Annotated in this window: 16 protein-coding genes and 9 pseudogenes; 10 read left to right on the top strand and 15 right to left on the bottom strand. The window is 38.2% G+C overall.

The annotated features are described in order from the left end of the window. The first annotated feature begins 110 nt into the window (after nt 1–110). From V3224_RS30030 to V3224_RS14045, 3 genes and pseudogenes are all read left to right on the top strand, one after another. The gene (locus V3224_RS30030; protein WP_442890426.1) at nt 111–323 is read left to right on the top strand and encodes a Com family DNA-binding transcriptional regulator; all 213 of its coding nucleotides are present in this window, start codon (nt 111–113) and stop codon (nt 321–323) included. Continuing rightward, nucleotides 268–1,069, top strand: a pseudogene (locus V3224_RS14050) (Mom family adenine methylcarbamoylation protein). Before V3224_RS30030 ends, V3224_RS14050 begins: the two are co-directional and overlap by 56 nt. A gap of 394 nt (nt 1,070–1,463) precedes the next feature. Next, nucleotides 1,464–1,784 carry a spore coat protein U domain-containing protein gene (locus tag V3224_RS14045; protein WP_334471254.1) on the top strand — a complete coding sequence of 107 codons (321 nt, stop codon included), beginning with the start codon at nt 1,464–1,466 and terminating at the stop codon, nt 1,782–1,784. Between the two features lie 131 nt (nt 1,785–1,915). Here V3224_RS14045 and V3224_RS14040 read toward each other — a convergent pair whose 3' ends face one another. The 6 genes and pseudogenes from V3224_RS14040 to fdhE all read right to left on the bottom strand — a co-directional run bounded on the left by V3224_RS14040 (nt 1,916) and on the right by fdhE (nt 10,243). Further along, nucleotides 1,916–3,082, bottom strand: coding sequence for a nucleotide sugar dehydrogenase (locus tag V3224_RS14040; RefSeq protein ID WP_334471253.1), 1,167 nt, complete (start codon nt 3,080–3,082; stop codon nt 1,916–1,918). A gap of 30 nt (nt 3,083–3,112) precedes the next feature. Further along, a complete protein-coding gene (locus V3224_RS14035) occupies nt 3,113–4,108 on the bottom strand; it encodes an NAD-dependent epimerase/dehydratase family protein (protein ID WP_334471251.1) in 996 nt (331 codons plus the stop codon). Between the two features lie 361 nt (nt 4,109–4,469). Then, a pseudogene (locus tag V3224_RS14030) lies at nt 4,470–5,477 on the bottom strand (zinc-binding alcohol dehydrogenase family protein). 145 nt (nt 5,478–5,622) lie between these two features. Further along, nucleotides 5,623–7,488: a selenocysteine-specific translation elongation factor gene (gene selB / locus V3224_RS14025; protein WP_334472034.1), complete on the bottom strand. Its 1,866-nt coding sequence runs from the start codon at nt 7,486–7,488 to the stop codon at nt 5,623–5,625. Between the two features lie 160 nt (nt 7,489–7,648). Then, nucleotides 7,649–9,075, bottom strand: a pseudogene (gene selA / locus V3224_RS14020) (L-seryl-tRNA(Sec) selenium transferase). A 19-nt stretch (nt 9,076–9,094) separates the two neighbouring features. Continuing rightward, nucleotides 9,095–10,243 (bottom strand): annotated as a pseudogene (gene fdhE, locus V3224_RS30025) (formate dehydrogenase accessory protein FdhE). 23 nt (nt 10,244–10,266) lie between these two features. On the opposite strand from fdhE, the pseudogene V3224_RS14005 reads away from it, so the two are divergent. From V3224_RS14005 to V3224_RS13995, 3 pseudogenes are all read left to right on the top strand, one after another. After that, nucleotides 10,267–10,509: pseudogene (locus V3224_RS14005) on the top strand (IS701 family transposase); the annotation flags it as partial. A 197-nt stretch (nt 10,510–10,706) separates the two neighbouring features. Then, a pseudogene (locus V3224_RS14000) lies at nt 10,707–11,030 on the top strand (transposase); the annotation flags it as partial. 197 nt (nt 11,031–11,227) lie between these two features. After that, a pseudogene (locus tag V3224_RS13995) lies at nt 11,228–11,635 on the top strand (transposase); the annotation flags it as partial. Between the two features lie 197 nt (nt 11,636–11,832). On the opposite strand, the pseudogene V3224_RS13990 reads toward V3224_RS13995, so the two are convergent. Further along, nucleotides 11,833–12,090, bottom strand: a pseudogene (locus tag V3224_RS13990) (hypothetical protein); the annotation flags it as partial. Between the two features lie 118 nt (nt 12,091–12,208). On the opposite strand from V3224_RS13990, the gene V3224_RS13985 reads away from it, so the two are divergent. Further along, nucleotides 12,209–13,081 carry an IS982 family transposase gene (locus V3224_RS13985; RefSeq protein WP_334467716.1) on the top strand — a complete coding sequence of 291 codons (873 nt, stop codon included), beginning with the start codon at nt 12,209–12,211 and terminating at the stop codon, nt 13,079–13,081. 28 nt (nt 13,082–13,109) lie between these two features. On the opposite strand, the pseudogene V3224_RS13980 reads toward V3224_RS13985, so the two are convergent. Then, nucleotides 13,110–13,271 (bottom strand): annotated as a pseudogene (locus V3224_RS13980) (formate dehydrogenase cytochrome b556 subunit); the annotation flags it as partial. Between the two features lie 19 nt (nt 13,272–13,290). Next, nucleotides 13,291–14,265, bottom strand: coding sequence for an IS701 family transposase (locus V3224_RS13975; protein WP_334471244.1), 975 nt, complete (start codon nt 14,263–14,265; stop codon nt 13,291–13,293). A 358-nt stretch (nt 14,266–14,623) separates the two neighbouring features. Between V3224_RS13975 and V3224_RS13970 the strand changes: the two genes are divergently transcribed. Next, nucleotides 14,624–15,979: a nucleobase:cation symporter-2 family protein gene (locus V3224_RS13970; protein WP_442890422.1), complete on the top strand. Its 1,356-nt coding sequence runs from the start codon at nt 14,624–14,626 to the stop codon at nt 15,977–15,979. A gap of 160 nt (nt 15,980–16,139) precedes the next feature. Here the strand turns inward: V3224_RS13970 and V3224_RS13965 are convergent, their stop codons facing one another. Further along, nucleotides 16,140–16,592, bottom strand: coding sequence for a hypothetical protein (locus tag V3224_RS13965; protein ID WP_334471242.1), 453 nt, complete (start codon nt 16,590–16,592; stop codon nt 16,140–16,142). Between the two features lie 1,174 nt (nt 16,593–17,766). Between V3224_RS13965 and V3224_RS13960 the strand changes: the two genes are divergently transcribed. After that, the gene (locus V3224_RS13960) at nt 17,767–18,264 is read left to right on the top strand and encodes a TIGR00645 family protein (RefSeq protein ID WP_032115590.1); all 498 of its coding nucleotides are present in this window, start codon (nt 17,767–17,769) and stop codon (nt 18,262–18,264) included. Between the two features lie 340 nt (nt 18,265–18,604). Here the strand turns inward: V3224_RS13960 and mnmE are convergent, their stop codons facing one another. The 5 genes from mnmE to rpmH all read right to left on the bottom strand — a co-directional run bounded on the left by mnmE (nt 18,605) and on the right by rpmH (nt 22,463). Continuing rightward, nucleotides 18,605–19,969 carry a tRNA uridine-5-carboxymethylaminomethyl(34) synthesis GTPase MnmE gene (gene mnmE / locus V3224_RS13955; RefSeq protein ID WP_334472032.1) on the bottom strand — a complete coding sequence of 455 codons (1,365 nt, stop codon included), beginning with the start codon at nt 19,967–19,969 and terminating at the stop codon, nt 18,605–18,607. Between the two features lie 113 nt (nt 19,970–20,082). Beyond that, a complete protein-coding gene (yidC, locus tag V3224_RS13950) occupies nt 20,083–21,720 on the bottom strand; it encodes a membrane protein insertase YidC (RefSeq protein WP_032115588.1) in 1,638 nt (545 codons plus the stop codon). Nucleotides 21,721–21,722: 2 nt separating this feature from the next. Further along, a complete protein-coding gene (gene yidD, locus V3224_RS13945) occupies nt 21,723–21,983 on the bottom strand; it encodes a membrane protein insertion efficiency factor YidD (RefSeq protein ID WP_072012864.1) in 261 nt (86 codons plus the stop codon). Then, nucleotides 21,947–22,306, bottom strand: a complete 360-nt coding sequence (gene rnpA / locus V3224_RS13940; protein WP_334471237.1) for a ribonuclease P protein component — start codon at nt 22,304–22,306, stop codon at nt 21,947–21,949. The genes yidD and rnpA overlap by 37 nt, the downstream gene beginning before the upstream one ends. Nucleotides 22,307–22,319: 13 nt before the next feature. Continuing rightward, nucleotides 22,320–22,463, bottom strand: coding sequence for a 50S ribosomal protein L34 (gene rpmH, locus V3224_RS13935; RefSeq protein ID WP_004906236.1), 144 nt, complete (start codon nt 22,461–22,463; stop codon nt 22,320–22,322). A 686-nt stretch (nt 22,464–23,149) separates the two neighbouring features. Between rpmH and dnaA the strand changes: the two genes are divergently transcribed. Next, entirely contained in the window at nt 23,150–24,535 is a 1,386-nt protein-coding gene (gene dnaA, locus V3224_RS13930) for a chromosomal replication initiator protein DnaA (protein ID WP_334471225.1), read from the top strand. Nucleotide 24,536: the final 1 nt, after the last annotated feature.

The following is a 24,536-nucleotide window of genomic DNA, read 5'->3' as shown; positions in this document are numbered from 1 at the left end:
TCAATAAAGCGTTATCGATCGTCAAAACAGATCAATTACAGTGGCTTAACTACATTCACAATACTTAACGTGTAACATGATATTTTTTAATTAAATAGGGATATCAGAAGATGTTACAAGAGATACGTTGCTGTGGTTGTCACCGGTTGCTGGCAAAAGCAAACGCGATTTACATCCAGATCAAGTGTCCGCGTTGTAAGGCATTTAATGAAATGAGGATGAGCAGTCCCTCACCCAGCGTCTCCGAACGCCAAACGGAGACCAGTAATGAAGCACATCAATACGTCCCGTATCCTCACGCCACCCAAACCGATTTTCGATAACGAGCAGATTGTCGGATACGGCTCACACGAGCTGAGGGTAGAAACCATTGCCTGCTGGCTGGCCCGCGTTATTGTAACAAGTCGGCATTATAGCCGGCGATTCGTTAATAATTCCTGGCTACATCTTGGGGTATTCTCAGGTAGGGCACTGGTTGGCGTAATGCAGTGGGGGTACGCCCTGAATCCTAACAGCGGTGCAAAAGTGGTCGCCGGCACGGGGAATCGTGAGTATATGGAGCTTAACCGCTTGTGGCTGCATGATGACATGCCTAAAAATTCAGAGTCACGAGCGATCAGCTATGCACTGAAAACTATCAGGTTACTTTATCCTCAGGTGCAATGGGTACAATCCTTTGCAGATGAGCGCTGTGGACGTTGTGGCGTGGTGTATCAGGCCAGTAATTTTGAATATATCGGCAGCCATTACTCGCGATTCTATGAGCTTGATGGTGAGTGGTATCACGAAATAGCTCGCACCGCGATCACGCGAGGCGGCAAGCGAGGAGAATACCTGAGGGCCAATATAGCGCGTGCAACCGTTCATGGCTTCCAGCAGTTCCGATATAGCCAACCGACTTAAAAATGATAACAGCTGATGCCCCGATATATGGCAAAAAAGTATAGCTGGCTGTTATCAAAATAATGTCGCTTAGCTATATATCCGCTTTTTGAACAAACGCGCGAAGAAGCGCCTCAATACAAAATTATTTAAAGTGCAACCTTATCCTAACCTGAGTTCGGGATAAGGAATATAAATTTTTTCATTATATATTCAATTACTTAAATTAAAATTATTACATAAAACAGTGCTAAATTTTGGCTTTTTTCATGATTTTAGCAGAGAAAATAGCTTATTTTTTAACCTACAACCAACTAAAAATATTCCTTTTTTTATCATTTTATTGATTTTAAAAGGTTTTTATTGATAAATGAGCTATTTTTATTTTCTCATAACTAACGCTTATCCCGAACTCAGGTTATCCTAAGCCGGAAACGTTAAAACCAAGTTCATGATGTTTTTAGGAGAAGTAAAATATTTACCTCGATACCGCAGTTAGTATCAAATAACTTTCCTTTGTGTGTTTTTTGAGCGTATCAAATATTTTGCCTTTCGGTATCAAATGATTTGCCGCGCTATATGTGTCGCAAACTATTTCTATTACTTGCACTAAAGGCAGTCTCTACAATGTGGGGATCAACAATGGTACCAATGCAGTTAGCAATGTGCGTAATATGAAAAAGGGCAGTGGCTTGATCAGCTATGATATTTACCAAGGTACAACCAATACTCGTTGGGGATCGAGTGGTAGCGAATTGTGGTCTAGTGCCAACTCCACCACCATTAGTGGCGATCAGTTGACCCGTACCTACAATTATGTAGCGAAAGTGCTAACAGGCCAAGCTACCCCTAATCAATCCGGTAACTATAGCGATACACTAACGGTAAATGTCGCTTTTTGATTATCAGGGAGACTATAAAAAGCTGCCACCACTCGCAGCTATGGCAACTCGCCAGTGATAAAAATAGGCAAATCAGCAATAATCAAAGCGCCAATCTTAAGCTGCGATTGGCGTCAAAATATGGCTAATTATCAATCGTGACCAAATAGATCGCGGCTATAAACTTTCTGTTTTACATCTTCCAGTTCCGGCACCAATCGATTGGCCAAGATAATATCGCACTGGGCTTTGAAATCGGCCAAATCGGTAATTACTTTGGAGTGAAAGAACTCACTTTGTTGTAAAACCGGCTCACAAACCACTACTTCAATTCCCCTTGCTTTGATCCGTTTCATCACACCTTGTACGGCCGATGCGCGGAAATTATCCGAGCCAGCTTTCATCACTAACCGGTAAACGCCTACTTTTTGCGGATTTTGACTAATAATCCTTTCAGCAATGTAATCTTTACGCGTTCGATTCGATTCTACGATCGCATTAATCAAATTGTTTGGTACATCATCATAATTAGCCAGTAGCTGCTTGGTATCTTTTGGTAAGCAATAGCCACCATAACCAAAAGAGGGGTTGTTATAGTGGCTACCAATCCGCGGATCAAGTGAAACACCCTCAATAATCTGACGACTATCCAATCCGCGGCTATGAGCGTAAGTATCTAACTCATTAAAATAGGCCACTCGCATCGCCAGATAAGTATTGGCAAATAATTTTATCGCTTCCGCTTCGGTGGCATCAGTAAATAGCACCGCGACATCTTTTTTCAGTGCGCCTTCTAATAATAAATCGGCAAAAATCTTGGCACGTTCGGAACGTTCACCCACTACAATACGAGAAGGATAAAGATTGTCATATAGCGCTCTGCCTTCACGTAAAAACTCCGGTGAAAAAATGATATTTTTATACCCTTTCTCTTGTTGCAAGCGGGCGACAAACCCCACCGGGATGGTTGACTTAATAACAATGGTAGCGGCTGGATTAATGTGGTTTACATCATCAATCACTGCTTCTACAGAAGAAGTATTAAAATAATTAGTTTTGGCATCATAATCAGTCGGGGTAGCAACAATCACATAATCTGCCCCCTGGTAAGCCTGTTGTTTATCAGTCGTTGCCCTAAAGTTCAATTTTTTTTCTGTCAGGAACGCTTCAATTTCTTTATCCACTATCGGCGATTGCTGGTTATTCAGCATTGTTACTTTTTCAGCAATAATATCTAACGCAACCACCTCATGATGTTGCGCTAACAACATCGCATTCGACAGGCCAACATAACCTGTTCCTGCAATAGCAATTTTCAAAACTAACCTCTCAAATATTTAGGATCCAGGCTAAACGTGATAATAAGTCCGATACCAGTCAACAAACGCTTTTACCCCTTCTTTAATCGAAATCTGTGGCCGATAACCGGTTAACGAAAACAAATCTTTGGTATCAGCCCAGGTGGTATGGACATCACTGGCTTGCATCGGCAGCATATTTTTAATGGCTTTTTGTCCTAATGCCTGCTCGAGAGCAGAAATAAAATCCAATAATTTTATTGGCTGACCATTACCAATATTATAAATACGATAAGGCGCATCACTGCTAGCCGTTAAAGATTTATCGCTCTTTTTTGGCGGAATAATATCAGTAATCGATAATATTCCTTCAACAATATCTTCAACAAAAGTAAAGTCGCGGCTCAGATCGCCATTATTATATACATCTATCGGTTTCATCTCCAAAATAGCTTTAGTAAATTTAAATAATGCCATATCTGGCCGACCCCAAGGACCATAAACGGTAAAAAAACGTAACCCAGTGGTCGGCAAATTATACAGATGAGAGTAAGCATGCGCCATTAACTCATTAGCTCTTTTGGTGGCAGCATAGAGGGAGATGGGATGATCAACGGACATATTGGTAGAACAAGCAAATTGATTATTGGTACCATATACCGAGCTGGAAGAAGCATAAATCAAATGAGGGATTTGACCATAATAACAACCTTCCAATATCGACAGAAAACCGGTTAAATTACTATCTGCATAAGCGAAAGGAGCCTTTAAAGAGTAGCGGACACCCACTTGCGCTGCCAGATGGATCACTCTATCAAATTTACCTAAGGTAATCACTTCAATTACCTTTTCCCACTCAATAATATCCAGCCGCAAAAACTGAAATTGCGAATAAATTGTTAAGCGCTCAAGGCGGGCTTTTTTTAAACCAGGATCATAGTAATGATTAAGATTATCCAACCCAACAACATCATGACCATGTTGTAATAAACGCTGACATAACGTAAATCCAATAAAACCGGCACATCCTGTTATTAAATATTTCATAGCTATTTTTAGGTTCTATAGAGAAATGAAAAATATTTATCTTTTGTGTAATACAAAAGCGCATCCGGCACTTATTTCCTTCGCCAACATATACAATTAGTCAATAACACGAGTTTCGCACAGGCCTATAAAATTCTAGAAATGGCTTAAAAGTAATGATTAATCTGCAAGTTACTGAAATGCATAAATTTACTTAATTTATAATAAGTTATATTTAATTTATAAGGTTTTATCTATTTACATATTATGCTCAATTAAACTTAAAAATAGAGCGTTTTTTTATTGGTGCGAAACTCGTGAATAATAAAAAGAAGTGCAAATTAAGCACCTCGAAAATTAGATCAAAACCCTAATCATTAAATTAAAAACCAGCCAATACTAGCTTGCCCTTTACTTTGCCACTTTCTATCATTTGATGGGCAAATCGCAAATTTTCAGCACTGATTTTACCAACTTCTTCACTGATGGTGGTTTTTAATATCCCCTGATCAATTAATCCTGCCACCCGTTGCAATAATTGATGTTGTTTGATCATATCTTCAGTCTGAAAAACAGGACGCGTAAACATAAACTCCCAATGCAATGAAAGGGCTTTACGTTTCATTGGCATAATATCAAAGGTTTTAGGATCGTCGATTAATGCCAGTTTTCCTTGTGGGAATAAGAATATCTAATACCTGCTGATAATAGTCATCACTGTGGGTAATGAAGCCACATAGTCGACATGCTGAATGCCTAATGCAGCAAGCTGCTGGCTAAACGGTTTTTTATGATCAATAACCGCATGCGCCCCTAACTCACTGACCCATTGCTGTGTTTCCGGCCGTGAAGCGGTAGCGAAAACTTGCAACTTAGTCAGTTTACGCGCTAATTGGATCAGTATTGAACCCACACCACCGGCGGCACCAATAATCAATATCGATTTACCAGCAGCACCATTCTCCGCAACCGCTAGTCGGTCAAATAGCAGCTCCCAAGCAGTAATTGAGGTCAATGGCAAAGCTGCTGCCTGAACGGCAGTTAACGCTGTTGGTTTATGCCCGGCAATCCGCTCATCCACCAGTCCATATTCGGCATAGCATCCTGGCCGATCGATAGAGCCGGCATAATAAACCCAATCGCCTGGTCTAAATAACGTAACTTCACTACCTACCGACTCCACCACTCCACAAGCATCCCAACCTAAAATACTTGGTGTTTTGGGTGTTTCACGCTGGCGCATTTTTGTATCCACCGGATTGACCGCAATAGCAGCAATTTTAACCAACAGATCACGCGGCTGAGGTTGGGGCTTTGCTAGCTCGATTTCATAAAGTGAATGTATATCGCTAAGTGGTAGGGTAGGATCAGTAAAAACAATCGCTCTCATGGCTGACTCCATAAAGCAAGAAATTTCAATCAATAAAAGGAAAAATGAATATATTGCGACTATAAAAAATTATGCTAAATGCTTAACATTTTAATAATTTTATCTGCTGCTCAAATCGATCAACTTAAAAATAACGAAAAATAATTTATTCAAACAATCCCTGATCTCTTAAAATATGCGCGTTAAATTTACGTCGGGTAAAACCGCTTCGATCAAAAAATTCCAAAATCTGAACCGCTAATTTTCGTCCTATTGCTAACTCATCACGAAAATTAGCCACCGTAATGGCTCCCTCTAGATGGTTATAATGTCGAATAATGGCAGCAAATTGTTGAATTTGTAGATTATGGTAATAACGATCCGGCACAATCGCCGTAATTAAACCCAAGTTTGCCGCTTTTCGCAACAAATGGCGAATGATGGCATCATCTTGTTGAATTTTTACTGCCAATTCTCGTACCCACCAAGGCTGGTTTGCCACAAAACAGGGTTCTAATTTTTGCCATAATTGCTCCTGTTGTTGGTCAAACACCAAACTATGTTCAGCTAAATGGAGCCAACCATTGGTTTGCATCAGCTTTTTTTCATCAACCAGTTGACGCAGTAGGCTAAACACCAGTTCATCATTCAACCCAGGTAATGCCATCCGTTTTAAGCGTGCACGGCCCACTCCTAGTTGATCAGCATGATGTTGATGATAATCGGCCAATATTTGCATCAAATGCTGTTTAGCCTGCTGAACATTAATTTGAGAAAATGCAATATCGTTAACTATCAGCACATCAAATTGCGAAACTAACGCTTGTAATGAAGAATGAGCAAGTTGACGTGCCCAACCATAATCCCTAAGTGATAATTCGCCGGTTGGCAACTGAAAAGCCAAATTTTCCTTATCGCCAGTGATATTAGCCAACTGCGATAACCACGATAGGAATTCGGCTTGCCGTTTACCGCGGCGCGGCGAATGAAGTTTAACCACTCGCGCACCGGCCAAAGTTCGCTGCGCACTAATATCACGCAAGATTAATCGATCATTATCTACCAACCATAAAGGAGTATCCAACGACAACTCAGCCAGTAATGGTTTATCGGGTGGCTGGTTTAATAAAGCGATACGTCCGGTCACATGACTAGCGGCATGATAGAGATGTAACGGCTGCCAATTTTTTAAACATTCATTCGTTTCAACTTCAACCAGAACTTTATTAACCGCAAACGCCGGTTGTTCACTTAACAACCAATCACCACGAGAAATCTGTTTTTTGCTAATATCACCCGTCAGATTTAAAGCGATCCGATCACCGGCTTGTGCCTGTGAAACCAGCTGGTTTTGCGCATGCAATCGCCGAATTTTGACTTGCTTATTTATTCCAGTTAACCATAGGGTATCACCAACAGAGACTTGGCCGGACAAAGCCGTTCCAGTAACGACTAAACCTGTGCCTTTAACATTAAACACCCGATCGATCGCCAAACGAAATCGATGACCAAGTTTGGCATGCTGGCCAGCTTGACCATGTAACATTTGCAAATGTGATCGTAATAAAGGAATGCCTTCTCCAGTTAAGGTAGAAGTGACAAAACAGAGTGACTGAGGCCAGCCATACTCTGTCAATAATTGTGAGATTTCGGTTTGTACCGTTTGGATCCGCTCAACTGAAACGCGATCAGCTTTAGTTAATATGGTCGTTATTTGCGGGCGGCCGATGAGGCGCAAAATAGCCAAGTGCTCTTTGGTTTGAGTCATAATGCCATCATCACAAGCAACAATTAGCAATATATGGGATATGCCGCCAATACCAGCTAACATATTAGCGAGAAATTTTTCATGACCGGGAACATCAATAAAACCAATCAAGCGACCATCTGCTTGTGGCCAATACGCAAAGCCAAGATCAATTGTCATGCCGCGTTTTTTTTCTTCCGGTAAATGCAGCGTATTGATCCCTGTCACTGCCTGAATCAAGGCAGTTTTTCCATGGTCAACATGACCGGAGGTGGCAAAAATCATTGTTTTACACGAGTTTCGCACGGGCATATAAAATTCTAGAAATGGCTTCAGAACAATAATTAATCTGTAACTTGCTAAGACGTATAAATTTACTTAAATTACAATAAGTTATTTTTAATTTATGAGCTTTTTTCTATTTATATATTATGCTGAATTAAACTTAAAAATAGAGCGTTTTTTTATTGGTGCGAAACTCGTGTTTTAATAAAACCTGTAATAACTTAGCCTCATCATCTAGACAGCGTAAGTCTAGCCATAAGCGTCCAGCTGAAATCCTACCAATAACAGGAGTAGCTAATTATCGCCATTGGCGAGCCAGTGATAGCAACTGATTACTTTTATTATCTTTAGGCGTAAATGTTATTGCCCAACTAGCAATCGTTCATTGGGTAGTGAACCACTACCAATCTGCGAAAAACAGGCTTCATCTTTAACCCTGAATTGACCACTATAATGGCGCTTTATCGGTTCAATAAGCCGCTGCGCCAGCTGGCGAATTTCCTGTTGCTGTCGTGCCAGAAAGTTAAGGGTGGGTAACGAAGTTGTCACTTTTTCGCCATGCTGATAGAGTCTTAATGTAGCTTCCAGGGCGGCTAACGTCATTTTATCTGCTCGTAACGCGCGTTTTAACGGATGTTGTTGAATAGCCTCTATCCAACTTTTTTTGCCTAGAATAATACCCGCCTGCGGGCCACCAAGTAATTTATCGCCTGAAATTGACACCAGATCAATTCCTTGAGCCAGATATTGTTGTGGCATCGGCTCAGCCGGTAAGCCATATTGGCTCATATCAATTAGCGCACCACTACCTAAATCAATCTCAGTAGCAATATTATATTTAGCACCAAGCTGAGCTAACTGATGGCCTTCAACCTCGGCGGTAAAACCTAGGATACTGTAATTACTGGTATGGACTTTCATTAACAAACTAGTCTCTTCATTTATTGCACGCTGATAATCTTGGAGATAAGTTCGATTGGTTGTTCCTACCTCTACCAGCTGACAGGCAGCCTGTTTCATTACCTCTGGCAGGCGAAATGCGCCGCCAATTTCGACCAATTCTCCTCGCGATACAATAACCTGCCGTCCGGCCGCGGTAGTTGCTAACATTAATAACACTGCAGCAGCATTATTATTGACAATACAAGCATCTTCAGCACCCGTTAGTTCACAGAGTAAATCAGCTAATATTCGATCACGATGTCCACGCGCTGCGTCATTAAGCGTATATTCTAAGGTCACTGGATAACGCATCACTTGAGCAACCGCTTCAATCGCTTCTTCTGCCATTAACGCACGCCCCAAATTAGTATGTAACACCGTGCCGGTTAAATTAAAAACTGGCCGTATGGCACAATTCTCCTGCCGTTGGAGTTGATGAGTAAGCGCACCAATCCAGTCACTTTGCCACACAGGTAAACATTGCTGCTGTTTTATTTGTTCACGTGCATGCTGCTGCATATTGCGTAATATCTTTGTTACTTGAGTTCGACCATAACCTTCTATCAACGATAAAACCGGCGCTTCATTCAGTAAATAATCGATGGCAGGTAACTGACGATATAATGAAGTAACATCTTTGGACATAAGCGATTGATAACTTAAATTATTCGCAAGGAAATAAAAATGGATTAATACTGCTACGCGCAAATCCCTCTTCTTCCAATTTAGCATCCAGGATCAGGGAAGCCAGATCATCAGCAACTGCGTCAACCTTGGCATCTCGCTCCTGATAGAGAATTTTTAAATAACTGCCACAATCACCACAACTTCCAGCCTTAACCGCCGCATATTCACTAGCTAGGCACCAATAATCTAATTCTTTTGTTTGTTCGCAATTACTACATTTTACCCGCACAACATGCCATTCAGTTTCACATAAACACGAGTTTCGCACAGGCATATAAAGTTCTAGAAATGGCTTAAAAGCAATGGTTAATCTGCAAGTTACTAAAACACATAAATTTTATTAAATTACAATAATTTGTATTTAATTTATAAGGTTTTGTCTATTTATATATCATGCTGAATTAAACTTAAAAATAGCGCGTTTTTTTATTGGTGCGAAACTCGTGATAAATTACAATGTAAATAACGCAGCCCTTGATTTATCCCTATTTGCACCACACTAGAAACTGGAATACTGCCACATAACGGACAAAATTGACGATGCTCACCATATTCAGCGGTAGCTTTACCCGCGATTTGACTGGCCATTTGTGCCCAAAACAAGGAAAGGGCAGCCCAAATAAACAATGCTTGTTCTGGTGGTACTTGGCTAAATTCACCATTGAGTAACGCTGTTGCCATCAACTCCAACTCATGTATAGAAACTTTGGTTAAGTTTTCTAATGCGGGCTTTACTTCTTCGGGTACCACAGGAGCCAGTTCAGCAATTAAATAATTTATGCCAATGGTCAGTGCGGATAAAAGTTTTACAATCTAATGGCGGTTTATTGACGATCATCGATTGTTGCAGGATATCCGTGATATCCATCATCAAAGGATTATCATACAGCGCATTTTGCTGAGCGCGGGTAACATGGGAAGCAAAGATGAGATATTCACTAAATGGATTTTCTGCCGTCGCTAATGATTGGAAACGTTCAGCTCGGGATTGATATAGATTGTTTAAATCTGGAAATAAAACCGGCGGGATATGACAGATGCCTTTTTTGGCTGGTTCATTTTTACCTATCTCTTCTTTAGCACGAGTTTCGCAATCTCCAAAAAAGAAGTATAAATTTAAAAACAAGAAAAAATCAGGGTGTTCATATTTTGTCGGGTTATCCATGTATTAAAGATATCTATAAAACATTCTTACAAGTAAGCAGTTTAAGATACTCTGGTTTAGCGTTATCAGAAGTAAGCCCATCGCCTTTATCTCATGACACTGTTAGCCGATGGCTAAAAAGTAGATGTTTTAGACCTAAAGACCTATGGCGATTAGTTGAACCTTCTATAGACAAAAAAAGCCCTTGCGTACTAATTGCCGATGATACATTGATTGCCAAAACACGTAATCACGAGTTTCGCACCAATAAAAAAACGCGCTATTTTTAAGTTTAATTCAGCATGATATATAAATAGACAAAACCTTATAAATTAAATACAAATTATTGTAATTTAATAAAATTTATGTGTTTTAGTAACTTGCAGATTAACCATTGCTTTTAAGCCATTTCTAGAACTTTATATGCCTGTGCGAAACTCGTGGTAATAAAAAAATAGAGATGGTCCATTATCAATATTCAGGTAATGAACATGATGTTATTGCTGGCATAGGTTTAGTTAATTTGCTTTGGCATGATCTGACGAAGGTTGAATCAATTCCTATCAATTATCGTATTTATGATAAAGATTCTGATGGAAAAACAAAAAACACGCACTTTTCCGAAATGCTCACTCTTGCTAAAAAAAGAGGGATCATGCCAGAAGCGGTAGTGATGGATGCTTGGTATTCTAGCCTGGATAACCTGAAATCAATTCGCTCTCATGGTTGGATCTGGGTAACCACGCTGAGGAAAAATAGGATTGTTAACCATAACACGAGTTTCGCACAGGCCTATAAAATTCTAGAAATGGCTTAAAAGTAATGATTAATCTGCAAGTTACTGAAATGCATAAATTCACTTAATTTACAATAAGTTATATTTAATTTATAAGGTTTTATCTATTTACATATTATGCTGAATTAAACTTAAAAATAGAGCGTTTTTTTATTGGTGCGAAACTCGTGCATAACAAACAACTGAACAAGTTAGACATCTCAGAAGAAGGAACGTCAATACACTTGCGAGGATATGGTTGGGTAACCGTTTTCAAATTTACAGCCAAAAACGGCCGTATTGATTACATAGTAACAAACAAAGAGAATCCCACCCGTCAATACCTCAAATCTATCATGGATGCCCGTTGGTCTGTTGAAGTTTATCATCGAGAAGTTAAACAAAACTGTGGTATTGAACGCTGTCAGGCTCGCACGAGCCGAGCGCAAAGAAATCATATTTTTCTCGCTATTTATGCGTGGTTTGAACAACATAAACGTCGTATATCTGAAAAAATAACCCTTTATCAACAAAATTGGGACGTAATCAAAAGTGCTATTACTGAGCAAATCCGTGTTTTATTAGCGTACCCAAATTAGTTTTGTGCGAAACTCGTGTTTAGGTAAAATCCTAATGCTCATAGATATGCTCTCTTTGATGATTTATTTTACCATTATTGCCCAATAAATCTCAGAATAGACCAAAAGCTAACAGGGATCTATAAACGGATAAATAACATAAAAAAAGCAGAATATAATTATTCTGCCTCTGTTATTACTACTCGAAAAAAACGCTGTTAGCTGCTCTTTTCTTGCTGTGGCTTCTCTTTTTCAACAATCTCAAGATACCAACGAGGGTGATGTTTTTTCGCCCAAGCCCGCGTTACCCACCCTTCAACCATTGCTCGAATAGAGCCTTTTACCCATATAGCGGCATAAACATGAATAATAATCGTCATTATTAAACCAATCGCCGCAACAGAATGAAGCAGCAATGCCAAACGAATAATTGGGATGGGAAAATAGTCAGCAAAATAAGGACGCCAAATAATAATAACCTGAGTTCGGGATAAGAAATAAAGAGAAAGTCTTGATATTCAAATAGTTGAATGAGCCTGTTTTGTTAAAATACTCTAACAGTCTGGTTAAAGAGTAGAGCATTGTTAAACAATTATGGAAAATCTTACTGAACTTTATTGCCTGATGGATGATTTTTGCAAAGACTTCGAGCCAAAAATGCATGAATATTTGCTGACTAACGGTACTAAGCGTCGTAGACGGTCTACTCAGCTTTCGTTGGCGGAAATGATGACACTGGTTGTGTTGTTTCATCAACTCCGATTCAGGCAATTCAAGGTATTTTATCTCTATTATGTCCGCTTATATCTCCGGAAGGAATTTCCTAACTTGCCATCCTATTCACGCTGTGTAGAGTTACTTCCGCGTAGTGCCTTAGCGTTAACGGCACTGTTTGAGTCAATTAAGGGAAAATGCACGGGGCTATCGGTTGCCGATTCTACTCCGATAGCGGTGTGTGATAACTTACGGATCCGCAGACATAAAGTCTTCAATGGGATAGCTGAACGGGGAAAAAATTCAACAGGTTGGTTCTTTGGTTTCAAGCTTCATGTAATTATCAATCATTTGGGGGAAATACTCAGTTTTCGACTCACACCAGGAAACACCGATGATCGGAAACCATTGCCTGAGCTGACAAAGGATCTTTCTGGTTGTTTGTACGCAGATAAAGGGTATTTATCGGCTTCACTGAAACAGCAACTCAAAACGATGGGAATTAGCCTTATAACGAATATCAAGAAGAAAATGAAGCCTATTAAACAGACTTGTTTCGACAAAGCCATCTTGCGTCATCGTTCTGTCATTGAAACGGTATTTGATGAGTTAAAAAATCTTTGTCAAATAGAGCATACGCGACATCGCTCTCCGGCTAACTTTGTAGTGAATTTATTAGGCGGACTGGTTGCATATTGTTTAATGCCATCTAAACCAAAGATACCTGTTGCAGGTACGTATCTTCAAGTATAATTGATAATGCTTATCCCGAACTCAGGTTAATAATACCTCTAATCAAAAGCAAAAACAGGCAAATTGTTGCCAACCAAAATACCGCTTTTTGACCTAAATTATATTGACCAACATCACCGACTTCTTGATTTTTTAAAATTTTATCAATATTTTTAGCCCAAATAATATCTTGTTTATCAATAAAATTATGTCACGAGTTTCGCACAAAACTAATTTGGGTACGCTAATAAAACACGGATTTGCTCAGTAATAGCACTTTTGATTACGTCCCAATTTTGTTGATAAAGGGTTATTTTTTCAGATATACGACGTTTATGTTGTTCAAACCACGCAGAAATAGCGAGAAAAATATGATTTCTTTGCGCTCGGCTCGTGCGAGCCTGACAGCGTTCAATACCATAGTTTTGTTTAACTTCTCGATGATAAACTTCAACAGACCAACGGGCATCCATGATAGATTGGACGTATTGACGGGTGGGATTCTCTTTGTTTGTTACTATGTAATCAATACGGCCGTTTTTGGCTGTAAATTTGAAAACGGTTACCCAACCATATCCTCGCAAGTGTATTGACGTTCCTTCTTCTGAGATGTCTAACTTGTTCAGTTGTTTGTTATGGTTAACAATCCTATTTTTCCTCAGCGTGGTTACCCAGATCCAACCATGAGAGCGAATTGATTTCAGGTTATCCAGGCTAGAATACCAAGCATCCATCACTACGGCTTCTGGCATGATCCCTCTTTTTTTAGCAAGAGTGAGCATTTCGGAAAAGTGCGTGTTTTTTATTTTTCCATCAGAATCTTTATCATAAATACGATAATTGATAGGAATTGATTCAACCTTCGTCAGATCATGCCAAAGCAAATTAACTAAACCTATGCCAGCAATAACCTCATGTTCATTACCTGAATATTGATAATGGACCATCTCTATTTTTTTACTACGTGTTTTGGCAATCAATGTATCATCGGCAATTAGTACGCAAGGGCTTTTTTTGTCTATAGAAGGTTCAACTAATCGCCATAGGTCTTTAGGTCTAAAACATCTACTTTTTAGCCATCGGCTAACAGTGTCATGAGATAAAGGCGATGGGCTTACTTCTGATAACGCTAAACCAGAGTATCTTAAACTGCTTACTTGTAAGAATGTTTTATAGATATCTTTAATACATGGATAACCCGACAAAATATGAACACCCTGATTTTTTCTTGTTTTTAAATTTATACTTCTTTTTTGGAGATTGCGAAACTCGTGGCTTAAAGAGCTTATGGCTCGTCACGATGAATTGGCACGTTTGCGGTGGCAATAAAAACTCACTATAGGGTAGATCTATCTTTTGTTCAAAACTGATTAATAATTAATCGCTCCTTAACCCTTTATTCTGTTTTTTATCTCAACCTTCAAAAATAATTCTGGCAAAACTTAGAAAAAATAAAAATGGGTTCATCAGGGCATAGGTTAATTAGTAACCTTTTCTGGTATTAATTTCTTATACATCAAGCACCAATCAGCCCCAGTTAACGAAATACTTCCCATTGGGCAAATGATACTTTACGGACTGCAACATGTTTTAGTGATGTATGCTGGCGCAGTCGCCGTTCCATTAGTCATCGGTAATGCTGTCGGCTTACCCGTAGAGCAAATTATTCTATTAATTAGTACTGATCTGTTTATCTGCGGAATAGCAACTATTGCCCAATCGTTCGGTTTTGGGGCATGGATTGGCTGTCGCTTACCATTAGTGCAAGGCTGCACATTTGCCGCACTGGTTCCAATGATGCTAATCGGTAAACAGTATGGTATTAGCGGCATTTCCGGCGCCGTAATTATCGCCGGATTATTCACGCTGATATGCGCACCCTGGATATACCATCTTGTACGTTTTTTCCCTAAAGTTGTCATGGGTTCGATTGTGACATTGATTGGGCTTTCGCTAATGCCCGTTGCAGGCAATTGGATTATTAGTGGTAATAGCGGGAGCATTCTACCGCTTGTCATGGCAGCTCTGACACTTATTATTATTCTTCATATCTATCACTTTATGACAGGAATGATCAAAAATATTGCTGTGCTTCTTGGTTTAATAGGTGGTACGGTTATCTGGAGTTGCTTTCTGCCGCTTGATTTTCATTTCGTCAATTCAACACCCTGGGTTAATTTTCCCCAAATTATGTGGCTAGCTAAGCCCGAATTTCACATTGTCCCGGTCGCACTACTATCTATGGTTATGGTGGTCGTGATGATAGAAACCATGTCATCAATGATGATTATTGGCGATATGCTTGACAAAAAGGCCGATGCTACCACTTTACGTAACGGTCTCAATGCCTGTGGTATTGCAACTATGGTAGGAGGGCTGTTTAATCTTTTTCCCTATGCTGCGTTTGCTCAAAATGTTGGTCTGATTGGTCTTACCGGTGTGCGTAGCCGCTTCGTTGTCTCCGTTTCGGGAGTGCTTCTCATTCTAATGGGTATGTTTGCCAAAATGGCCGCATTGGTGGTAGCAATTCCTAAACCGATATTAGGAGGAGCCGGCGTCATAATGTTTGGTATGGTCGCCGTATCAGGAATTCGCACGCTCAGCAATATTACCTATCGACATAATAATAACGAAATGGTAGTAGCACTAACATTAGCTCTTGGCCTGATGCCTATCATGGTACCACAATTATTTGAAGGTTTTCCTAGCATGATGCAAATGTTCCTCCATAGCGGCATCACCATAGGTACAGTGATCGCCATTCTGGCCAATTTAACGCTTAATAAAGCATCGTCCACGCTGATGGAAGAAACAGATCCTTCTGTCCGCCAATATGTCACCATATGCCCCTATAAGAGCAATAAAACGATGGTTATTATTGAGAAAAACCGAGAAAAATCAGGAGAATTAGTAAAATAAAATCAACGATTAACGGCTGCATTTACTTATTGGCAAGTTAATCGTTAACATTTAAACAATAACCCAAACTTCAACCAGTGTTGAGTTTGTAGTTTTCACTAGCCTTTGTTATAAGTAACATACTTTAACTTAGGCTCAGCGAAAAGTGCTCTCAATAACACTATTTATCAATATAATAGCGGCCAATATTAACTCTCTGCCCTCCAATACCTTTACTTTGTTGATAAAAATAGACGCCGCTATGTTCATTTTCACATAGTAAGGTGATGGTATAGTGGGTAGCTTGACCTTCAAACTCTTCTTGGGCGTCAATTACACCAATATTTGGCTCCACCAGGCGATAACGGTATTTTCCGTGGTATTGTTTGCCATTATTGAGAATATGGTAATCGTATTTACCATCAGCAGAGAAAACCATTTTATAAAGTACACCGGCCATCGGATTATCAGCAGAATAGGGTTGTGTGACTTCCATTAACAGCGGTCGTTTGGTCAATTTATTCATTAAGTTGCAGGTTGTTGCATTCGCGGAGAATCCAGTTGTCAGTAAATAAGCAATCGTTAATAGTTGGAAGTTCCAGCGGCGCCAAATAACAAGAAATTCGACAATCATAATCACTCCTATAATCAGATAGCTATAAAAATTATCAATTTTAACAAAACAGAAACATATTAATGTTTATTATTTTTTATAGCTATTATGATTGGCTTATTTGTGCGATCTGTCTCATTGAAAATTGATGATTGATAATAGTCAGATTTGATAGACATCTAAAAAAACATTAATTCATCTGCTAGCTCAAATTCTACTTTTAAATTCGAGATTACGATAAAAACATAATGTAAATAATATGTTAATATTTTAGTCGATAGCGCCTAACCATATTATTAGAAGATCCAGCTGAAAATCAAATTTCATATATTATGCTAAACTATATTTCTTAATATTGATGAGTTTTTTATTTATTATAATATATTAATCTGCATGCTTTATATTAATCAATTAATTTATCTTTCAAATAGATAATTAAATCATGCTTAACTTTATTAATATGGTTTTTATTTGCGCTGATTGTCTATGATAAAACATCTCTTAATGGTCTTTTTTTAACCACTATTAAATATTAATTTTTAGCATATTTAGTCAAAAATAAATATGATTGCTCTAATTTCAAACAGTGCTTTATATAATATTAACACAACCAATAAATATTTAATCTAATGAGCTCTAATATTTATATAAATTTTAAAATTTTTTTTAAATCTTTGCTTATATTTTCAATTAAATCATTTCATTATTAAATAAATTAATGTATTCTATCATTTCTAATGATGACCAAGATAAGATTTAATAGATTAATATAATAAATAATATAGCAATTACTAATTTAATATAAAAATTTTAATAGAATAAATACCATTTATCATTAGCTATATTCAATTTAGTTTTATTATAACGAATTGATAAAACAATATGCTAGTAATGAAGCCAATTGTCTTCTTAGAATGTTTTTTTATTGTTAATAAAATATTAAAAATAAAGACCAAGAAAGAAAATGAAGATCCCCAATTACACTTAATGATAAACTAGCTTTAGTCGCGAAATCCGTATTACGAATGGTATTTAACAAAAAACTTTTATGTTGGAAAATATCTCAATCTAGTACTAATGATAATTATCAAAATCACATTATAAAACAGTATCTAAATTTTGTTTCTTTTTTAAGCAAAAATAATACTTTTGGCAATTAAATTTTAGAAATTCACCTAAAAAAAGGATAAATAACATGGAAAAGTCGATAGAAAAAATCATTTACGCATCAAGATGGCTACTTTTTCCTGTTTATATAGGACTATCATTTGGATTTATTTTACTCACTTTAAAATTTTTTCAGCAGATAATTCATATCATTCCTGAACTTTTTACTATCACTGAATCAGGATTAATATTAACGGTTTTATCACTGGTTGATATTGCACTGGTTGGTGGGCTTTTAGTTATGGTGATGTTTTCAGGTTACGAAAACTTTATTTTAAAAATGACCGTTGATGATAAACATCAAAAATTAAGCTGGATGGGCAAAATGGATGTCAATTCCATTAAAAATAAAGTTGCCTCATCAATTGTTGCTATTTCTTCGGTTCATCTTTTACGACTGTTTATGGAAGCTGAAAAAGTAGCCGATAATAAAATAATGTGGAGTGTAATTATCCATTTGGCTTTTGTTTTATCTGCCTTTGGCATGGCTTATATTGATAGAATGAGTAAAAATACCAAAAGCTAATGAATCGAGTTAAATCATTCTCCCCAGTGCTATATAACAATAGGGAAAAATTATCTCCTTTACGCCAGGGTTAGATAAACATATTCCGATAAATTACACTAAAAAATGGTCAGTTAATTTGCGTTATTTAATAATATTTAAAGCCGTTGAAATATTAAACTACTTAAAGCAAAACATTTTAATCGAAAATAGAGCCAACTAAAGAACAATTTGTGATCCAGAAACAGTAACAACTCTCGACCTTTAGGTCGAGAGGATATCAATGTAGCTTAAAATTTAACAAGTCATTGCCTGAAATAGATCTGCCTGCTGATGTAGAGTGATTGTTTTTGTTTGCATGCTATTTTCCAATACAGAAGCTGGAAAAAATACGACCTAATAAGTCATCGGAGCTAAATTCCCCTGTAATTTCACTTAATGCCTGTTGAGCCAAACGAAGTTCTTCTGCTAATAACTCACCAGAGTGAGCAACCACTAACTGTTGATAACCTTGCTGTAAATGCTCTGCGGCAATATTAAGTGCTTGAATATGACGTCGTCTGGCTAAGAATCCGCCTTCTATATGATGATTAAATCCAATGCTTTCTTTCAAATGTTGACGTAATAAATCAATACCTTCTTTGCGATAGGCTGACAGGCGAATAAGTGAGTAATTACTAACTTTTGTTATTGTTACTGGTTCATTAGTAATATCGACTTTATTTCTAATCACCGTAATAGGTAAAGATTTCGGCAATCGCGCCATAAATTCCGGCCAAATCTGCTCAGGTTCAGTTGCTTCTGTAGTGGTGCTATCCACCATAAATAATATATGATCTGCTTGCTCTATTTCTTGCCAGGCTCGCTCAATACCTATTCTCTCAACTTCATCTGTCGCTTCACGTAAGCCTGCCGTGTCAATAATATGCAGAGGCATACCATCAATATGAATATGTTCACGTAATACATCTCTGGTTGTGCCAGCAACATCCGTTACAATCGCCGTTTCACGGCCAGATAGCGCGTTTAATAAGCTAGATTTACCTGCATTCGGTCGTCCTGCAATCACAACCTTCATGCCTTCTCGTAATAAGCTACCTTGATAAGCTTGTAAACGCACACTATCCAAATGGGCTATTACCTGATTCAATTTTGTTTCTATCTTACCATCAGATAAAAAATCAATTTCTTCATCTGGAAAATCAATTGCAGCTTCAACGTAAATACGCAAGTTAGTAAGCGCTTCCACCATTTCATAAATCTGCTGTGAGAAAACACCCTGTAACGAATTTACCGCTGAACGAGCAGCCTGCTCAGTACTTGCATCGATTAGATCAGCAATAGCTTCCGCCTGAGCTAAATCCATTTTGTCATTAAGAAAGGCGCGCTCAGAAAATTCACCTGGATTAGCAATCCGGATCTCATTGATAGCTAAAATCCGTTTAAGTAATAAATCAATAATGATATGCCCACCATGCCCTTGCAATTCAAGAACATCTTCACCAGTAAATGAGTTGGGGGCAGGAAAATAGAGGGCAATTCCCTGATCTAACACTTTGCCATTGTTATCATAGAAAGGCAGGTAATCCGCATAGCGAGGTCGAGGTATTTTACCTAAAACAATGCGGGCAACTTCAACAACTTTTGGCCCTGATATTCGCAAAATACCAACACCACCACGTCCAGGAGGGGTTGCCTGCGCAATAATTGTATCATTGTTATATATACTCATTTTACTCTCAATTCTTACCATAAATATGATTAAGGCGGTCTAATGACCGCCTTAATACATTTTCTATTTTGTTATTTCTTTAATTGCAAATAACAAAATGCCAAAACTTATTTTTTATCGCGACTATGTAGGCCACGCTTTTCTAATCCACGATAAATAATTTGTTGCTGGATAATCGTCACCAGGTTACTAACGATATAGTATAAAACCAAACCAGAAGGAAACCACAAGAAAAATACCGTAAAAATAACCGGCATATAGGTCATAATCTTCTGTTGCATAGGATCAGTTACTGTCGTTGGCGACATTTTCTGAATAATATACATCGTCAAACCCATTAACAACGGTAGAATATAGTATGGATCCTGAGCTGATAGATCTTGGATCCAACCAATAAAGGGAGCATGGCGCAGCTCGACAGAACCCATCAACATATAATATAAAGCTAGGAAAATAGGCATCTGAATCAATAAAGGCAGACAACCACCTAACGGATTGACTTTTTCTGCTTTATAGAGAGCCATCATTTCTTGGCTCATACGTTGCTTATCATCACCAATCCGTTCTTTCATCGCCGCAAGTTTGGGCTGCAACAGACGCATTTTTGCCATTGAAGTATATTGTGCTTTAGTTAATGGATACATAATCCCGCGCACAATAAAAGTAATAACAATGATGGAAAAGCCCCAGTTACCTATAAAACCATGAATAAATTTCAATAATTTAAATAACGGTTGAGAAATAAACCACAGCCAACCATAGTCCACAGTTAAATCTAAATGTGGTGCAACTGCTGCCATTTCCGATTGTAATTCAGGACCTACCCACAAGGTTGAGGTGTAATTTCCTTTACTATTAGCCGCAACTGTTATTGGCGAACTCTTATAGCCAATAATAGCAATGGATTTATCTAAATCGATTGTATAAAAAGCGTTTTGGTTCTGATAGCCAGGGATCCATGCTGTAGCAAAATATTGCTGCAACATTGCGACCCAACCACCTTTAGTATTAACGTTTAAACTATTATCAGTAATATCACTGAAACTATATTTTTTATAATTTGTTTCATCGGAAGAATATGCTGCACCACGATAAGTATGTAAGGCAAAATTATTACTTCCTGTATCACGCTCTTTTGGTAGTTCTGCAGTCTGTTTTAACTGACCAAAAAAAGCTAGCGTCAATGGTTTGGCACTATTATTGTCAATATTATACTCAACAGAAATATTATATTTACCACGTTTTAATAGATAGACTTTCTGATAAACCACTCCATCTTTACCAGTAAAGGTAAGAGGAACACGCAGTTCATCTTGGCCATCTTGCAACACATAACTGGTTGCATTTGAGAGATATAAAGGACGCAATCCATTATTGTAGCCAGGGTTATCGGGACCATCCTGACCGATCAAGCCGCTCTGTGCTTGATAAATAAAATCTTTACTGGTTTCCAGTAAACGAAACGGATCAGATGAATGTAATTCCTTAGGGTAAAGCAACAGCTCAGCCTGATCAATATCGCCGCCACGGGTATTGATGCGTAATTCAAGCACATCAGTTTTTACTGTGATAAATTTAGCTTGCTCATTACCTAGATTAGCTTGGTCATCATGACTTGGCATATCCATTTGTTTTACGATTTGGTCAGTCTTTATAGGCTGTGTTTTATCACTTTCCCATGTCTGCCAAATTAAAAACGAAACAAATAGCAAAGCGATGAATAAAAGATTGCGTTGCGAATCCATCGTTAATGTTCTCTATTATGGTCATTCTGTCTAGGTGGAACAGGATCGTCACCACCTCTATGTAAAGGATGGCATTTTAATACGCGTTTCATCATTAACCAACCACCTTTTATCAATCCAAATCGATATAGTGCTTCGATCCCATATTGGGAACAGCTAGGGTTGAAACGGCATCGCGGCCCTAACAATGGACTTACTATCAATTGATAACCTCTTATTATCGAGATTAAGAACCGCGAGCCAAACGACAGTGACGACGCCATAATTTGCCTAATGTTTCGGTGATTTCTTGATTATCCAAATCAGCAACCCCCTTTCTTACTAATATCACAAAATCCATCGAAGGCAACTCATGCTGATGTAAACGAAAATATTCTCTCATTAATCGCTTAATTCGATTGCGTTCATGTGCCCGTTTAACATTTTTTTTTGCGATAGCAAGACCGATGCGCGGGTATCCCAGCTCATTGAGGCGTCCAAGAATGGTGATTTCTGGAGAACTCGCCCGTTGTGGCTGCTTAAAGACATAATCAAAATGCCTGGGAGTTAATAATCTTAACTCCCTAGGAAAAGCAAGCATAACCACTTCGATAGGGTTATTACTTTGAAGAAACGGTCAGACGAGCGCGGCCTTTAGCACGACGACGAGCCAAAACCTGACGACCATTTTTAGTGGCCATACGAGCACGGAAACCGTGAGAACGGTTACGTTTTAGTACGGACGGTTGAAAAGTGCGTTTCATAGCGGCTTCTACCTAACTTAACAAAATAGTTATTATTGATTCAGTAAATTCGTGGGTGACCAGTGGAACAAACAATACTGATATATCCAATCGTAACAACACCAATATAGCAAAGAGGCTGGATTGTAATAAAATATCTAGCATTACGCAATGCGGGAGAAAAATTCAACGCTTTTCTCCACCATTAGCTACGATAAAACTTAAACGAATACCCTACTTTTCTTTCTTACCAAGCACTGCCAGAAAACTGGAAAAATGATGATATCACACACAAGGTGCAAAATTATACGGATTCTCATGGAAATCTTAAGGATCATTAAGAGATCAAAAAATTATTTGGCTCAAAATAGAGACTAATCGTCTAGTTTGATCTAAAGTTATCTGTTACTAGGTGTTATGTATATCTAATATATGTGCTAGTATTCTTTTTACTTCCTTATTCATTTTATACATCTTGATCCTAAATTTAATCCTGTGGATAAAAAGTGCTAAAACTGTGTAAAAGAGTGAGGATCTTATTCAAATTTTGCGTTATGATCTATTATAGTGTACTGAGATCATAGCTTGTACAAGCTGATTTAGTTTATCACGCAAATTTTCGGTAAATCTTTTCTGGGGTATTAACAATTTTTATTACCTATTAAATTTAATAATTTTCCATTGGTCTTGTTTTAGGGGAGTCCGTCGTGTCATTTTCACTTTGGCAGCAATGTCTTGCCCGATTGCAGGATGAGTTACCTGCCACAGAATTCAGTATGTGGATACGCCCTCTCCAGGCAGAATTGAGTGATAATACATTAGCACTCTATGCTCCTAACCGTTTTGTATTAGATTGGGTAAGAGATAAATACATCAATAATATTAATGAATTATTGAGTGATTTTTGTGGTTCTGATGTGCCTGCATTGAAATTTGAAGTGGGTAATAAACCGCAAATAACCGCAAGCGGTACCTCAACGCATAGCGTAGCAAATAAAACTATTTCGACGCCAATAAATTCAACAGTACGCCCTAGTTGGGATAAAACCCAAGTTCAACCTGAAATCGCCTATCGTTCAAATGTGAACCCTAAGCATACATTTAATAACTTTGTCGAAGGTAAATCAAACCAACTTGCTCGTGCCGCTGCCAGCCAAGTAGCAGACAATCCTGGCGGAGCTTATAACCCTCTTTTTCTTTATGGTGGTACAGGATTAGGTAAAACTCACCTGCTTCATGCTGTAGGTAATAACATCATGGCGCATAAAGCGAATGCAAAAGTGGTTTATATGCATTCTGAGCGTTTTGTCCAAGATATGGTAAAAGCATTACAAAATAATGCGATTGAAGATTTTAAACGTTATTATCGCTCGGTAGATGCATTATTAATTGATGACATTCAGTTTTTTGCTAATAAAGAGCGCTCTCAAGAAGAATTTTTTCATACCTTTAATGCGTTACTCGAAGGTAACCAGCAAATCATTCTGACCTCAGATCGCTATCCTAAAGAAATTAATGGAGTTGAAGATCGACTAAAATCTCGTTTTGGTTGGGGATTGACGGTTGCGATTGAACCACCAGAATTGGAAACCCGTGTTGCTATTTTGATGAAAAAAGCGGACGAAAATCAGATGCAACTACCTGATGAAGTCGCTTTCTTTATTGCCAAACGCTTGCGTTCAAATGTTAGAGAACTGGAAGGGGCGTTGAATCGGGTTATCGCCAATGCTAACTTTACTGGTCGCGCAATTACCATTGATTTTGTTCGTGAAGCATTACGCGATCTACTCGCATTACAAGAAAAACTGGTCACTATTGATAATATTCAAAAAACCGTTGCTGAATATTATAAAATTAAAGTTGCTGACTTGTTATCCAAGCGCCGTTCCCGTTCTGTGGCGCGCCCGAGGCAAATGGCAATGGCATTAGCAAAAGAGCTGACAAACCATAGTTTGCCCGAAATTGGCGATGCTTTTGGTGGACGAGATCATACAACCGTACTCCATGCTTGTCGAAAAATCGAGCAGTTACGGGAGGAAAGTCACGACATCAAAGAGGATTTTTCTAACTTAATCAGAACATTATCATCCTAAT

Origin of the sequence: Arsenophonus sp. PmNCSU2021_1, assembly GCF_036919435.1 — a bacterium.
Lineage (GTDB): Bacteria > Pseudomonadota > Gammaproteobacteria > Enterobacterales > Enterobacteriaceae > Arsenophonus > Arsenophonus nilaparvatae.
This window is presented reverse-complemented; position numbering and strand designations above follow the sequence as displayed.